This is a genomic window from Rothia sp. HMSC066G02 (genome assembly GCF_001813145.1).
In the GTDB taxonomy this organism is placed as follows: domain Bacteria; phylum Actinomycetota; class Actinomycetes; order Actinomycetales; family Micrococcaceae; genus Rothia.
The window spans coordinates 150,999-164,484 of record NZ_KV811595.1; the positions used below are offsets into that span (position 1 = coordinate 150,999).

At 61.5% G+C, this 13,486-nt stretch carries 11 protein-coding genes; 10 read left to right on the plus strand and 1 reads right to left on the minus strand.

Annotation, left to right across the window (positions count from 1 at the left end):
- Window positions 1-10: 10 nt before the first annotated feature.
- Window positions 11-211, minus strand: a complete 201-nt coding sequence (locus tag HMPREF2894_RS06420; protein ID WP_070678363.1) for a hypothetical protein — start codon at window positions 209-211, stop codon at window positions 11-13.
- A 275-nt stretch (window positions 212-486) separates the two neighbouring features.
- Here HMPREF2894_RS06420 and HMPREF2894_RS06425 point away from each other — a divergent pair, with 275 nt between their 5' ends.
- From HMPREF2894_RS06425 to tatC, 10 genes are all read left to right on the plus strand, one after another.
- On the plus strand, window positions 487-1,572 hold the full coding sequence (locus HMPREF2894_RS06425) for a tRNA (adenine-N1)-methyltransferase (RefSeq protein ID WP_049353078.1): 1,086 nt from the start codon (window positions 487-489) through the stop codon (window positions 1,570-1,572).
- A 131-nt stretch (window positions 1,573-1,703) separates the two neighbouring features.
- Window positions 1,704-3,530 (plus strand): proteasome ATPase, encoded by a 1,827-nt coding sequence (arc, locus tag HMPREF2894_RS06430; protein WP_070678366.1) that lies wholly within the window; start codon window positions 1,704-1,706, stop codon window positions 3,528-3,530.
- A gap of 138 nt (window positions 3,531-3,668) precedes the next feature.
- Window positions 3,669-5,495: a depupylase/deamidase Dop gene (gene dop, locus HMPREF2894_RS06435; protein ID WP_070678370.1), complete on the plus strand. Its 1,827-nt coding sequence runs from the start codon at window positions 3,669-3,671 to the stop codon at window positions 5,493-5,495.
- Window positions 5,496-5,689: 194 nt separating this feature from the next.
- Window positions 5,690-5,884, plus strand: a complete 195-nt coding sequence (locus tag HMPREF2894_RS06440; protein ID WP_005506016.1) for a ubiquitin-like protein Pup — start codon at window positions 5,690-5,692, stop codon at window positions 5,882-5,884.
- 29 nt (window positions 5,885-5,913) lie between these two features.
- On the plus strand, window positions 5,914-7,386 hold the full coding sequence (gene pafA / locus HMPREF2894_RS06445) for a Pup--protein ligase (RefSeq protein WP_070678373.1): 1,473 nt from the start codon (window positions 5,914-5,916) through the stop codon (window positions 7,384-7,386).
- Window positions 7,387-7,546: 160 nt separating this feature from the next.
- A complete protein-coding gene (locus HMPREF2894_RS06450; protein WP_049349606.1) occupies window positions 7,547-8,605 on the plus strand; it encodes an FKBP-type peptidyl-prolyl cis-trans isomerase in 1,059 nt (352 codons plus the stop codon).
- A 127-nt stretch (window positions 8,606-8,732) separates the two neighbouring features.
- Window positions 8,733-9,128, plus strand: a complete 396-nt coding sequence (locus tag HMPREF2894_RS06455; protein WP_005508667.1) for an FKBP-type peptidyl-prolyl cis-trans isomerase — start codon at window positions 8,733-8,735, stop codon at window positions 9,126-9,128.
- Between the two features lie 238 nt (window positions 9,129-9,366).
- Entirely contained in the window at window positions 9,367-11,616 is a 2,250-nt protein-coding gene (locus HMPREF2894_RS06460) for a WYL domain-containing transcriptional regulator (protein WP_070678376.1), read from the plus strand.
- A 437-nt stretch (window positions 11,617-12,053) separates the two neighbouring features.
- Window positions 12,054-12,299: a Sec-independent protein translocase subunit TatA gene (tatA, locus tag HMPREF2894_RS06470; protein ID WP_005506024.1), complete on the plus strand. Its 246-nt coding sequence runs from the start codon at window positions 12,054-12,056 to the stop codon at window positions 12,297-12,299.
- A 133-nt stretch (window positions 12,300-12,432) separates the two neighbouring features.
- Window positions 12,433-13,314 carry a twin-arginine translocase subunit TatC gene (gene tatC, locus HMPREF2894_RS06475; RefSeq protein ID WP_005508665.1) on the plus strand — a complete coding sequence of 294 codons (882 nt, stop codon included), beginning with the start codon at window positions 12,433-12,435 and terminating at the stop codon, window positions 13,312-13,314.
- The last annotated feature ends 172 nt before the right edge of the window (window positions 13,315-13,486 follow it).

Consider the following 13,486-nt stretch of genomic DNA (forward strand, 5'->3'; position numbering starts at 1 on the left):
AACCAGACCCTCAGAAACTAGACCCCCCCCCCGCTGTTTTCAGCGAAGTTTCACGGACGGTCACAACCTTCATCGAATGCAAAGCGCCAAAGTCCTGCAACAGGGTAGCGACCGGGTTCGTCAGCTGAGCCTCCGGTTCACCTTCCCCAACGCGCAGGTTCTCTTGCACCTGCTTGCCGAACTCGGCAATCAGTGAGTTGAAATCAGTCACAATACTCTTTCCTTTGCCCATATTTCGTGGGCACTAAGGTGTTTCTGCCCGCAGAGGATTTCCGCGGACTCCCCTCAAGTCTAACCAAAAATAAGTAGCCCTCATTGTTCAGCGGTCATCGCTCCATCCGTGCCGCCGCATTATCACGCTCGCGGGGTAATGCACCACAGCTGATTTGCAGACTCCGCTAAAATAGAAAAGGACTTTTTCCGTACCCTAGTTCGCCGCAAAGCGCGAACAGCACAGACTGACCCAAACCCGAGGAGAATCACCCCGTGAGCAGCGGCACCCCCACCCCCACCGGCGCAATCAACCGCCGCGGCCCCTTCCGCCCCGGCGAGCGCGTCCAGATCACTGACGAACGCGGCCGCATCACCACCATTACCCTCGCCGAAGGCGGCGAATACCACTCCCACAAGGGCTTCCTCAAGCACGATGACCTCATCGGCGCACCCGAAGGCACCGTCATCGCCAACACTCACGGCATCCTCTACCAGGCGCTGCGCCCCCTCTACAAGGACTTCGTGCTCTCCATGCCGCGCGGCGCAGCCGTCGTCTACCCCAAGGACGCCGCCCAGATTATCGTCAAGGCTGACATCTTCCCCGGCGCGCGCGTCGTCGAGGCAGGCGTCGGTTCCGGTGCGCTGTCCATCGCCCTGCTACGTGCGGTCGGCGACTACGGTTGCGTGCACTCCTTCGAACGTCGCGAAGAGTTCGCAGACGTCGCCCGCGGCAACATTGAGACTATGTTCGGTGGCCCGCACCCGGCGTGGAAGCTGAGCATCGGCGACCTGCAGGACACCCTGCCGCAGGTTGAAGAGCCCGGCAGCGTCGACCGCGTCGTCCTCGACATGCTCGCACCCTGGGAGTGCCTGGACGCTGTGGCGGAGGCGCTCGCACCCGGCGGCGTGCTCATCTGCTACGTTGCGACCGTGACCCAGATGTCCCGCCTGGTTGAGGGCATGCGCCTGGACGGCCGCTTCACCGAACCCGAATGTGACGAGACCATTGTTCGCGGCTGGCACGTGGAGGGTCTGGCGGTCCGCCCCGACCACCGCATGGTTGCGCACACCGCGTTCCTGGTGGTTGCCCGTCGCCTGGCTGACGGTGCGGTGCGCCTGGCACCGAAGCGTCGCGCGTCCAAGACTGACTTCTCTGAAGAAGATATGAACGCGTGGATTCCCATGAATGTGGGCGAGCGTGAGGTGACCGATAAGAAGATCCGCCGCGCAGCCCGCGATGCGAAGAACCTCGCCGCTCACGCCGCACGCGCGAACGAGATTGCGCTGGAACAGAACGGTACCGCGCAAAACGACGCAGCTGCTGAAACTGACTCTGCGGCGACTGAGTCCGCCGAATAATTTGAACCACTGACCTGCGGGGGCACGGGCGTTGCCTGGAGCCCCCGCAGTGCATCCACCAGGCTACTCGCCTTACCCGACCACCCGCATCGAGTAGCCGCCGACAAGGACGAACAGCTAAAGGAGCTACCGTGTCCACCCACGAATCTGCAGATCAGGCAGGAACCCCCCAGTACGGCACCGCCCACAGTGCAGCCAGCGCGGCACCGCACTACTCGGCTGCTTTCGGGTCGACCTCCCTGCCCGGCAGTCAGCCCGTCAGCGCGCAGGAGTATGACGCCGTGCTGCGTCGACTCTCCGCGGCGGAGGCAACCCGCGACAATATGAGCCGACAGATTCGTGGTGCGGGGGAGAAGAACCGCAAGCTCGTTGAAGCAATCACCAGCATGCGCTACCAGGTGGAGCGTCTGCGCGCGTCCCTGTCGCAGAATGTTATGCCGCCGCTGAATTCGGCGATTGTGCTGGCGGTGCATGAGGGCCAGACCATGACCTACGAGCAGGTTGCCGACGATAAGACTCCCGCCGAGATTGACACCTACCTGGATGTTCAGGTGAGCGGGCGCATGATGCGTATTCCCGTGTCCCCGCTCATTGACCTGTCCACGCTGACCCCCGGCATGACCGTGCTGCTCAACGATAAGACCGAGGCGGTCGTTGCCCTAGACACCGAACCCTTCGGTGACGTGGTGACCGTGCGCGAGGTGCTGGATGAGCAGCGCGTGCTGGTTGATACGTCCTCGGGTGCTCAGCAGGTGGCGCGCGTGGCTGGTTCCCTCGACATTGAGCAGCTACGCACCGGTGACGCGGTCACGCTCGACACCCGCACCCGCATGCTGACCTCGCAGGTTCCCGCCTCCCGTTCGCAGGAGCTGGTTCTGGAAGAGATCCCGGACGTCACCTATGAGCAGATTGGTGGCCTGGGCGCGCAGATTGAGCAGATTCGCGACGCGGTGGAGCTGCCGTACCTGCACCCCGAGATTTTTGAGCGCTACCACCTGGCGCCGCCCAAGGGTATTCTGCTGTACGGTCCTCCCGGTAACGGTAAGACCATGATTGCTAAGGCTGTGGCGAACTCCCTGGCGGCTCGTGCAGCTGCGCTGAACCCGGGTTCGGCTACTCGCGGCTATTTCTTGAACATTAAGGGCCCCGAGCTGCTCGATAAGTTCGTCGGTGAGACGGAGCGCCAGATTCGCGATATTTTTGTTGCTGCCCGTGAGAAGGCGGAGGCGGGCCACCCGGTCGTCGTGTTCTTTGACGAGATGGAGTCGCTGTTCCGTATGCGCGGTTCGGGTCGTTCTTCCGATATTGAGACGACCATCGTGCCGCAGCTGCTGGCCGAAATTGACGGTGTGGAGTCGCTACAGAACGTCATCGTTATTGGTGCGACCAACCGTGAAGACTTGATTGATGCCGCCGTGATGCGCCCGGGCCGACTCGACCTGAAGATCCGCATTAACCGCCCGGACGCCGCCGGTGCGGCAGAGATTTTCGGTCTGTACCTGACCGAGGACCTGCCCCTGGACGCTGCGGAGGTGGCCGCCGCCGGTTCGACCCGCGCCGCCCTGACCGCGATGATTGCGGCGGCGGCAGGTCAGCTGTACGCACGCACCCCCTCCACGGCGTACGCTGTGGCGACCGTGGATTCTTCCATGGTCGTTGGTTCTGGTGCGAGCGCGAACCTGTCCACTCACACGCTGTACCGCGGCGATTTCGCTTCGGGTGCGGTGATTCGCAATATTGTGGACCGCGCGAAGAAGGCCGCGATTAAGGAGCAGCTGCAGGCGCTGACCGCCGGTGCGGACGCCTCGAGCGTGGGTATTGGCACCCGCCACCTGCTGGAGGCGGTACGCGCCGAGTTTGAGGATCAGGTGGACTTGCCGCCGCTGCCCGATATTGAGGATGCGCTCACCGTTGCCGGTGTACGTGGCCGTCTGGTGTCGGTGGAGCCGCCGCGCTAAACCGAGCGCCCGCGCCATGAGTCGGACGGCGCGCACCCGCTAACCTGCGCGCTCAGCCCACACCTCGCGCTTACCCCGCTATACAACCGGCATTACCGCAGGTCCAGACTTTATATAGGAACCCTTCAGGAGAAACCCATGAACTCCACACCCAGCTACGGCGTGCACCGCATTATGGGTGCAGAAACCGAGTACGGCGTCATCGCGCCCTCCGCACCGGGCACCAACCCGACCGTGCTGTCCGCACTGGTGGTCAACACCTACGCCAAGCTCGCCTTCCGCCGCGGCGCCGCCTTCCGCGAGCAGCTGCAGCGCCGCGCCCTGGCCGCCGAGCTCGTCGCCGAGGAGGCCCGCCAAGCCGAGAACTACTCGACCGAACCCAGCGCCCCCGCCGCACCCGAGGGCCAGTGGCTGGGGGAGTCCGAGTCGCCCCTGCGCGACGCCTTCGGCCGGGTGCAGGACGCCTCCACCGCGCACTCGAGCCAGATGACCCACACCCGCACCGAGCTGACCAGCCAGGACATCGCCCTGGAGATTATGCGCGAGGCTGGCGTGCAGGCACCGGGTGAGCCCGCCGAGCCGCGCAGCGCCCTGGATGCGCTCGCCGGCGTGCACGGCCGCGGTGGTTTCCCGGAGCGTCTGGATTGGGACCGCGTGACCATGAACGCGATCCTGCCCAACGGTGCGCGCCTGTACGTGGACCACGCGCATCCGGAGTATTCTTCGCCCGAGGTGCTGAGCCCCGCCGACGCGGTGCTCTACGATGTCGCCGGTGACGCGCTGGCGTACGAGTCGCTGGTTGAGCTGGGCAACCACGCGCAGGATTTGCCGCAGGTGAAGCTGTACAAGAACAACACCGACTCGAAGGGCCAGTCGTACGGCGCCCACGAGAACTACCTGATTAGCCGTGACGTTCCGTTTGAGCAGGTTGCGGATGCACTCCTGCCGTTCTTTGCGACCCGCGCTATTTTTACGGGTGCGGGCCGTGTGGGTATTGGTACGCACGGTGAGGTTCCGGGTTTTCAGATTAGTTCGCGTGCTGATTTCTTTGAGCGCACGATTGGTTTGGAGACCACGATTCGCCGCCCGATTGTGAATACGCGCGATGAGCCGCATGCGGATGAGTCGAAGTACCGCCGCCTGCACGTGATTCCGGCGGACGCGAACCTCTCGCACTATTCGAACCTGTTGAAGTTTGGTACGGCGGCGCTGGTGATGAACCTGATTGAGTCGCACAGCGAGCAGCACCCCGCGCTGCCGGGTGTGCGCCTGTCTGACCCTGTGGCGGCGATGCACGCGGTCAGCCACGATTTATCGCTGTCGGTTCAGTTGCCGCTGGCGCCGTCTTCGGCGACCCTGCCGAACCCGGTGTCCACGAGTGGTTCGGCGAGTGCCCTGCAGATTCAGCGCGCCTACTATGAGGCCTCCCGTGCGCACGAGGAGTCGAACCCGGCGGGTGTGGATGCTGCGACCGCGCAGATTCTTGACCTGTGGGGCGAGGTTCTGGACGCCCTGGAAACCAACCCGCTCTCGCTGGCGGATCGTCTGGATTGGGTGGCGAAGTATGCGCTGGTGCGCGGCTATGTCGCTCAGGGCGTAGATTATGCGAATCCGAAGTTGAAGGCCCTGGATTTGCAGTACGCTGATATTGACCCGTCGAAGAGCCTGTATCACCGTCTGGTGTCGCGTGGCCGTATGCGCACGCTGTTCTCTGCTGAGCAGATTGAGCGTGCGACGACCGAGCCGCCGCGTGAGACGCGCGCGTTTTTGCGTGGCACTCTGATGGCGCGTTGGCCGGAGGAGATTCTGGGGATTAACTGGGATACGGTGTCCTGCCGTGGCCGCTATTCGAAGGATCTGACTCGCTTTACGATGATGGAGCCGACCCGCTACGGTGCCGCCGAGGTGGAGCCGCTGCTGGATGAGGTGAACCATTCGGATGAGTTGCTGAACCGCCTGCGCTAGTAGCGCCTCGCAGCCACAAACCCACATAAACTCACATTCTTCCCCGGGGCGAATACCCCCATTCGGAAGAATAAAAACCACATAACCCACAGGCGGGGTGCAGTAAGGTCCGGGTACCAAAACCCTTATACCCCGCACCCAACCCCACTAAAAACTTATTTGTCCACAACCGAAAACCCCTTGAGGAGAGAACCATGAGCCGCGAACGCATCAGCGCACAGCAGACCGAAACCACCGCAGCCGAGCAGGAGCAGGAACTGACCCTCGCCGCCTCCCACGTTGTCTCTGACGTGAGCGAGGTCGACGACCTGCTCGACGAAATTGACGGCCTGCTCGCTGAGAACGCTGAAGATTTCGTCACCGGCTTCGTCCAGAAGGGCGGCGAGTAACCGGCGCACCTGCGCGCCGGGTCAGCATCATGGAACACCGTATTTTCGGCATTGAAAGCGAATTCGGGCTCAGCTACGTCCCGCACGGGCTCGGTCGGCTGAGCATCGAAGAGTCCGCCGCCGCCCTTTTCAAGCCCGTCCTGGATCAGTGGCGTTCAACGAACGTCTTCCTGCCCAACGGCGGTAGGCTCTACCTTGACGTGGGTTCGCACCCCGAGTACGCCTCCGCCGAATGCGGCAGCATCGACGAACTACTCGCGCAGGAACGCGCCGGTGAGCTGCTTTTCGCTGATCTGGCGCGTACCGCCCGCAAGCGCTTGCTCGCAGGTTCGGAAGGCCGCCCCCTCGACGGTGAACTGTACCTGTTCAAGAACAATGTGGATTCGGCGGGCAACTCCTACGGCAGCCACGAGAACTACCTGATCAGCCGCAAACTGCAGTTCAACGACCTGATTGCCCAGCTCGTGCCGTTCCTGGTGACCCGCCAGATTCTGGTCGGTGCCGGTAAGACCCACCCGAACGGCGGCCCGGTGCCCGGCTCGACCGACCCGGCGTCCAGCACGGGTGTGCCTTCGTATTCGTTCTCGCAGCGTGCCGACCATATTTGGGAGGCGGCGTCCACCTCGACCTCGCGCGCTCGCCCGCTCATTAACACCCGCGATGAGCCGCATGCGGACGCGTCGAAGTTCCGCCGCATGCACGTCATTAATGGTGATTCAAACATGGCGGAGCCGACGACTCTGCTGAAGATTGCCAGCACCGACCTGGTGCTGCGCATGCTGGAGGACCGTTTCCCGGTGACGAGCCTGGATATTGTGTCTGTTCCTGCGGCTCTGCGCGCTATCAGCCACGATCTGACCGGCACCGCGACCTTCGAAACCACCGATGGTAAGCACTACACGGCGTTGAGCGTTCAGCGTCACTACCTGGATGCGGCACGCCAGTACGTGCAGCAGTACGGCGCGCACCACCACCATACGGAATACGCCCTGGACCTGTGGCAACGCACCCTGGACGCTATCGAGTCCGGCGACTACAGCAGCATCGACACTGAGATTGACTGGGCGATTAAGAAGAAGCTTCTGGATGCGTATATTGCCCGCGCCCGCGCGGCTGGTCAGCCTGCCGATTATGCGAGCGCCCGCATCCGTCAGCTGGATTTGGCGTACCACGACATCGACCCGGAGCGTAGTGTCTTCCATGCGCTGGTTCGTCGCGGTGCGGTCAAGCGCATCCTGCCCGAGGGTGCTGCGGAGGCGGCGAAGACTCAGCCGCCGAACACTCGCGCTCTGCAGCGTTCGCGTTTCATTAACGCGGCGGTTGCGGCGGGGGAGCAGTTCACCGTGGATTGGGTGCATTTGAAGCTCAACGCCTACCCGCAGCATACGCTGGTGTGTAAGGACCCGTTTGCTACCGGTAGTGAGGAGCTGGAGGAGGTGCTGAGCCTGTTGGCGTCTAAGGCGCGTCAGCACCAGGAGGAGGCATTCCCGCCGCCCTGCTAAACAGCACCGCTAAAACCCCAGCTCACCCCGCGCCGCGACACAGCCTGAACACAGCTACATGCCGTAGCATAAAACAGCTAAACCTATACCTGTAAACTGTTCTGTGGCACACGGGCACTCACACGCCCCACTCTCACAGAAAACCCCAGAGGATAACACTATGACCAAACGCTCTAAGCTCACTATTTTCGGTGCCAGCGCGGCTGCTCTCGCGCTTGCACTGTCTGCATGTGGCGCGCAGTCCAGCGGCGACCTGTCTAAGGTGAAGTACACCTTGAAGAACGCGACCGCTGAGCCTGAGGCGTCCTTCGCGACCCCCTTTGCCGCTTCTAGCCCCTCCGCGTACGTGATTGAGGAAGGTAACGGCGAGTCCATCAACGATGGTGACTACGTGCTCGTTGAGGCTGCCGTGTTCAACGGCACCGACGGCAAGCTTAACGGTTCCACTTACTCCAGCGAGCCGATTCTGCTGCCGATTAACGATCAGCTGAAGCAGGCTGCACCGCAGGTGTACGAAACCCTGAAGAAGATTAAGGTTGGCGGTTCTTTCTCGTACACTACCAACGTTCTGCAGCAGCGCAGCACCGCGGGCGTGACCACCACGACCGCTTCGCCCGGTGCCGCAACTAACGTTGAGGTGTACACCGTGAAGACGAAGCTGCCCAAGTACGCAACCGGTAAGGCTGTTGAGGCTGACCCGTCGCTGCCGTCCTTCACTCTGGATGAGTCCACCGGCAAGGCTGATATTAAGCTGCCCGACACCAAGCAGGAATACACTGAGCTCGTCTCGAAGAACCTCATTGAGGGCGAGGGCGCCGAGGTCAAGGAAACCGATACCGTGTACGTGCGTTACATTGGCGTGCAGTACTCCGACGGTAAGGTCGTCGACGGCAACTATGACGCCGCCACCCCGATGGGCATCTCCCTGCAGGGCGTTATCAAGGGCTGGACTCAGGGTCTGAAGGGCAAGAAGGTCGGCTCCCGCGTTGAGCTAGTCATCCCGGCGGATTTGGCGTACGGTAACGACACCGGCGGTTCCAAGCCTTCGGGCACTCTGGTGTTCGTTGTTGATATTCTGGGCGCGGAGGAGAACCCGCAGACCCTGCAGCGTGCCCAGGCGGCTTCTAGCGCAGCTGCTGCGGAGGCGAGCGCCTCGGCAACCGCTGAGGCTTCTGCGACTGCGACCCCGGCGGCTACTGCTTCGGCTACCGCACAGTAACCCGACGCCTACGTTTTTACGTCACATTTTTATATAGTGTTTTATACAGCGCTCGCCGCTTATCCTGTATGGGCGGCGAGCGCACCCACTATTTCGATTCATTTCGAACCAATCAAAGGAGACACCCATGTCTTTCGGTCAGCGTAACCTCGACCGCGAAAAGCCCGAAATCGATTTCCCCGAGGGCGACGCCCCCACCGAGCTGGTCATCACCGACCTGATCGAGGGTGCAGGCGCTGAAGTTGTTCCCGGCTCCCGCGTGCTCACCCACTACGTTGGTGTGGCATTCTCCACCGGTGAAGAGTTTGACGCGTCCTGGAACCGTGGCGAGCCGCTGCCGTTCCAGGTGGGCGTTGGCCAGGTTATCCGCGGTTGGGATGAGGGTCTGCTCGGCATGAAGGTCGGCGGCCGTCGTCGCCTGGAGATTCCCGCCGACATGGCGTACGGTGACCGCGGCGCTGGTTCGGTCATTAAGCCCGGCGAGTCCCTGATTTTCGTGGTGGACCTGCTGGACGTCCGCTAAGGATTAGCAAGGTTCTCGCGTTTTTCGCGCTTCTCACGTAAGACGCGCAGAGACGCGCAGCCCGGTGCTTTCTCCCGATTGTGGGAGGGGCGCCGGGCTTTTGTGTATCAAGTTTTTGTACTGGGCTTTTTTGTACTGGGCTATCGGCGCGTCCGCGAAATTTTATACCCGCGCATTCTTCTCGCAGCCACCCCACACGCAAGTAAGTGCCGCGGAACACACACGGTATGATGGAATCATGTCCACCGCAGCCCAGCTTTACATGACTCTTCACCGCCTCTCCACCGCCGCCGAGGCACCCGATGCCGCAACCCGAACCCAGGGCATCAGCCGCAACGAGCTACTGACCCTGCTCGGTATTAGCACGCGCGCTAACGGCTCCCTCAGCGAGGCCCAGGAACGCGCCTTTGAACGAGCCAAGCAGACCCTGCGTGATGCCGGCGCGCGCATCACCCACGTGACCACTGACCTGGGGGAGCGCTACCGCCTCGAACCCAGCGACGCAGCTAAGCTACCCGCATGGAACCCCACCGCCGAGGATTTCCGCCTCATCAACACCATCCTGCGCGGCTGGGAAGGCACCGAACTGCAGGATGACGCCTACCGCATCCTGCGTAAGATTGCGCTGACCAGCGAGAACCTCACCGATGAGGCGCTCGCCGCCGCGAAGATCCTGGAGCCGAAGACCGGCAAGCGTCAGCGCGCGAAGAACCTGTACACCTACCGCGAGCCCCTTCAGCGCATTTACTTTAGCGATAACCCGCACCTGAATGAGCTGTTTACCGCCTATGCGGAGCGTAAGACGGTCACGTTCACCTATCAGACGGCTGCCGGTGCGACCCGCACGCAGGAGAAGGTCAGTGTTGCCGGTATTGGGTACCGTTACGGCACCTGGTATTTTGTCGGCTACTACACTGAGAGCTCGGAGCGTAAGGAGTACACGTTCCGTGCCAGCCGTATTCAGAAGCTCACGATGCTCTCACGTATCGATTCGACCCCCATCAACGCGACGTTCAACGCCAAGAACTGGCTTGAAGACATTAAGGGCTACGAAGAGAGCCTGATTGTTGCCGAGGTCAACGCCGATTCGACGTTGTCGGAGCCCTTCACCGTGCCCTCGTACGGCACGATTGATAGCGCTGTGGCGGCGACCAGCTACAGCTGCGTGATCGAGCCGCCCGAGGAATCGGAGGATGCCTCTACCCGCCAGCGTGACAGTTACGCCGCCCAGCAGCAGCTGTTGCGCACCCTCACCGACCTGCACAGTGGCACGGTCGAAGATCCCGGCACCTGGGCAGATATCAACCAGCGCAACCGCAACAACTCCCTCGACGACCTTGTGGACCTACTCCTGGGTCTGCACCGTGCCGACCGCTGGGCGAGCGCCCACGATGAGGCGCCCATGCCGTTGAACCAGCTCAACGCCCTCTACAGCGTGGATACCAAGAAAAACCGCGACCTCGGCAAGACCATCATCCCCGAGATTTTCGCGCAGGTAGATACCGTTCCCTTCGAGTCTGACCCCAAGGACCCGGACGCACTCAAGCCCACCTACATTAACCTGCTGCCGGACTTTGGCGGCGCCACCCCGCACACGCTGCTGAACTACGCGCGCCTCACGGACACTGAGCTCGCCATTCTCGTCTTTACCCTTTCTGCCGCAGATATTCTGCACCCGGCGGATGCGCGTCTGGGCAGTATCCGTGCGGCGCTCGCCGCCGCGTACCCGAACGCGCCTGTCTATGCGCAGCACCTGTGCTTCGCCCCGGAGGAGCCTCTGCTGCAGGAGGCGACTGCCGCCCTGAGCAGCGGCAACGCCGTGACCATTGGTTACGGTACCTCTGAGCGTGCCGCGGATCGTCTGGTGGATCCGTATGCGCTGGTGTTGCACCGCGACCACATGTACCTGCATGCGTGGTGCCGTACCGCTGAGGAACGCTACTATGCGGCGCGCGGTGAAGAGGTACCCGCGCAGGTACCTGAGGCTTTTGCTCACGCAGCCACCGGCGAGGCAGCGAACAGTGCCGACAGTGAGGCGGGGGAGAAGGAACCCACTTTCTGGCGCAACTTCCGCCTCACCCGCATCAACCACATTCAGGAGGCGGGCGCGGGTCGCACCCACCCGGTCACCGGTGACACCGTGCCAAACTGGCACGCGCAGCAGCACAGCACTCAGACCAACCCGTTCGCTGAGTTGCGGATTCACCCGACCGAGCATATTCCCAGCGGTGAACCGCTCGATACTCTCACCGCAACGTACATGCGCCGCAGCACCCACCACGTGAAGAAGGCTTCACGCACCCAGTACGTGCGCATCCACTACTACAACAACGCCCACGGTGCCGGCGATAAGAACATTCTCGACACTGTCATCGCGCACCGAGGTGCCCTCGAACTGGTCGGTCCTGCGCACCTGCGCGCGGCGCTGCTTGACCAGTTGCAAACCCTCAAAGCGAGTAGCCGCCGGGGTGCGCCCGCAGAAAAATAGAACTTCACCCACAAGCAAAAACGCCCTAAAAACCCATCTAAGGGGCCAAAACATTAACCTAAAACTTGTATAATGGTGCTCATGTCTTGGTGGTTCTGGATTTTGCTATGGGGCGCGCTCATCATCTGCTCGCTCCTCTATTTGGCATGGTTCACCTACAAAGCACTCACTCGCGGTTTCACACTCCTTGACGAAACCGTAACCTGGGTCGAGTCAATCGAGGGACAATTCGACGCAGCGCAAGCGAACGCAAGCCGAAAACTCCCGCGAGACACCACCCTCGGGGTATTCACACCCATCACCGAGGCATACAATAACTACGAACAAGGTAAGCAGACACGCAGGTCTGAGCGGATCAAGCGACGGGTCTCCCGACGAGATCGACTCGGCCAACCTCAAAACATCGGAGACCTGCTCTAACAGAAAGGCACACCACCATGGGCCAGATTTTCAGCCACCCCGCGACCATCATCGTCGTTATCCTCCTCATCGTCCTCCTCTTCGGCGCACCCAAGCTGCCCGGTATGGCACGCAGCCTCGGCCAGTCCATGCGCATCTTCAAGACCGAAGTTGAGGGCCTGAAGAACGACTCCAAGAAGGACCCCCGCGAGAAGGACGGCGAAGAGGTCGTCACCGCTGAGGTCGTAGACAACGGCAAGGACGGCAAGACCGAAACCAAGTAACGGTCCCGCCACCGACGCACCAAACCCGTGCCAGCCCACCGGCCGGCACGGGTTTTGCGGCACCACCCCATAAACACCCCACCAGACCCCCTCAGCCGAATCACACACGGCACCGACACCCAGAGGACACCACGTGGCAACACCTGACCAGGACGTGCGCAACCGCAAAATCAATCCTGAAGCACGCATGGAACTCAAGGAACACCTGCGCGAATTCCGCGACCGCCTCATCAAAGCGGCTATCGCAACCATCATCGCAGCCATCATCGGTACGGTCTTCCTCTACCAGCCTTTCATTGAAATGATCTCTGCGCCCCTGCAGCAGATCAACGCAGAAACCGGCCGCAACGCAAACCTGAACTACGGTAGCGTCGCATCTCCTTTCGACCAGCTGCTTAAGGTCGGTATGTACATCGGCTTGGTGATCGCCTCTCCCGTCTGGCTCTACCAGGCACTGCGATTCCTGCTGCCGGCACTGCACACCAAGGAGAAGAAGTATCTCTTCGGCTTCCTCACCGCATCTATTTTCGCGTTTGCCTGCGGTGTCGCCATTTCGTACTTCACCCTCCCCGGCGTGGTCTACGCGCTGCTGAAGTTCACCCCCGTCAACGAAAGTAACTACATTGACGCGGGCGTGTACATCTCCTTCATCCTGAAGTTCGTTGTGACGTTCTCTTGCGCCTTCATCATCCCGGTGATCCTGGTCGGCATTAACATGCTGGGCCTGATTCGCGGTAAGACCATCCTGAAGTCTTGGCGCTGGGTTGTTGTGCTCGTTGCGGTTATCGCAGCGCTGACTGCACCCGGTAGCGACATCATGATGATGTTCGTGCTCATGGCGCCGCTGCTGATTTTCTTCTTCGCAGCAATCCTCATCTGCATGATTAACGACAAGCGCCGCGACCGCAAGCTCGCAAAGCTGGCGCAGGGTGCAGACGAAGCAAGCCTGAACACCGCAACCAGTGCCGAAGACCTGGCGAAGATGGGTTACTTCGAGGACGAGAAGACTTCCTAAATTGAATAGCTCGCTTTGAGCAACATCGCCGAAAGGGGCGGGGCACAGAATCTCTGTGCCCCGCCCCTTTCGCATATTCCACAAAAGGGTCTCGAGGCGTACAGACGAATTTTTACAACGCCCGCCGGTACGTCCCCGCAGAAACGCAGCGTATATTGCGCCGAAACTGTGC

Coding starts and splice junctions, on each gene's coding strand:
- dop (WP_070678370.1), top strand. CDS start 3,669: ATGAACTCCACACCCAGCTACGGCGTGCACCGCATTATGGGTGCAGAA.
- HMPREF2894_RS06440 (WP_005506016.1), top strand. CDS start 5,690: ATGAGCCGCGAACGCATCAGCGCACAGCAGACCGAAACCACCGCAGCC.
- pafA (WP_070678373.1), top strand. CDS start 5,914: ATGGAACACCGTATTTTCGGCATTGAAAGCGAATTCGGGCTCAGCTAC.
- HMPREF2894_RS06450 (WP_049349606.1), top strand. CDS start 7,547: ATGACCAAACGCTCTAAGCTCACTATTTTCGGTGCCAGCGCGGCTGCT.
- HMPREF2894_RS06455 (WP_005508667.1), top strand. CDS start 8,733: ATGTCTTTCGGTCAGCGTAACCTCGACCGCGAAAAGCCCGAAATCGAT.
- HMPREF2894_RS06460 (WP_070678376.1), top strand. CDS start 9,367: ATGTCCACCGCAGCCCAGCTTTACATGACTCTTCACCGCCTCTCCACC.
- tatA (WP_005506024.1), top strand. CDS start 12,054: ATGGGCCAGATTTTCAGCCACCCCGCGACCATCATCGTCGTTATCCTC.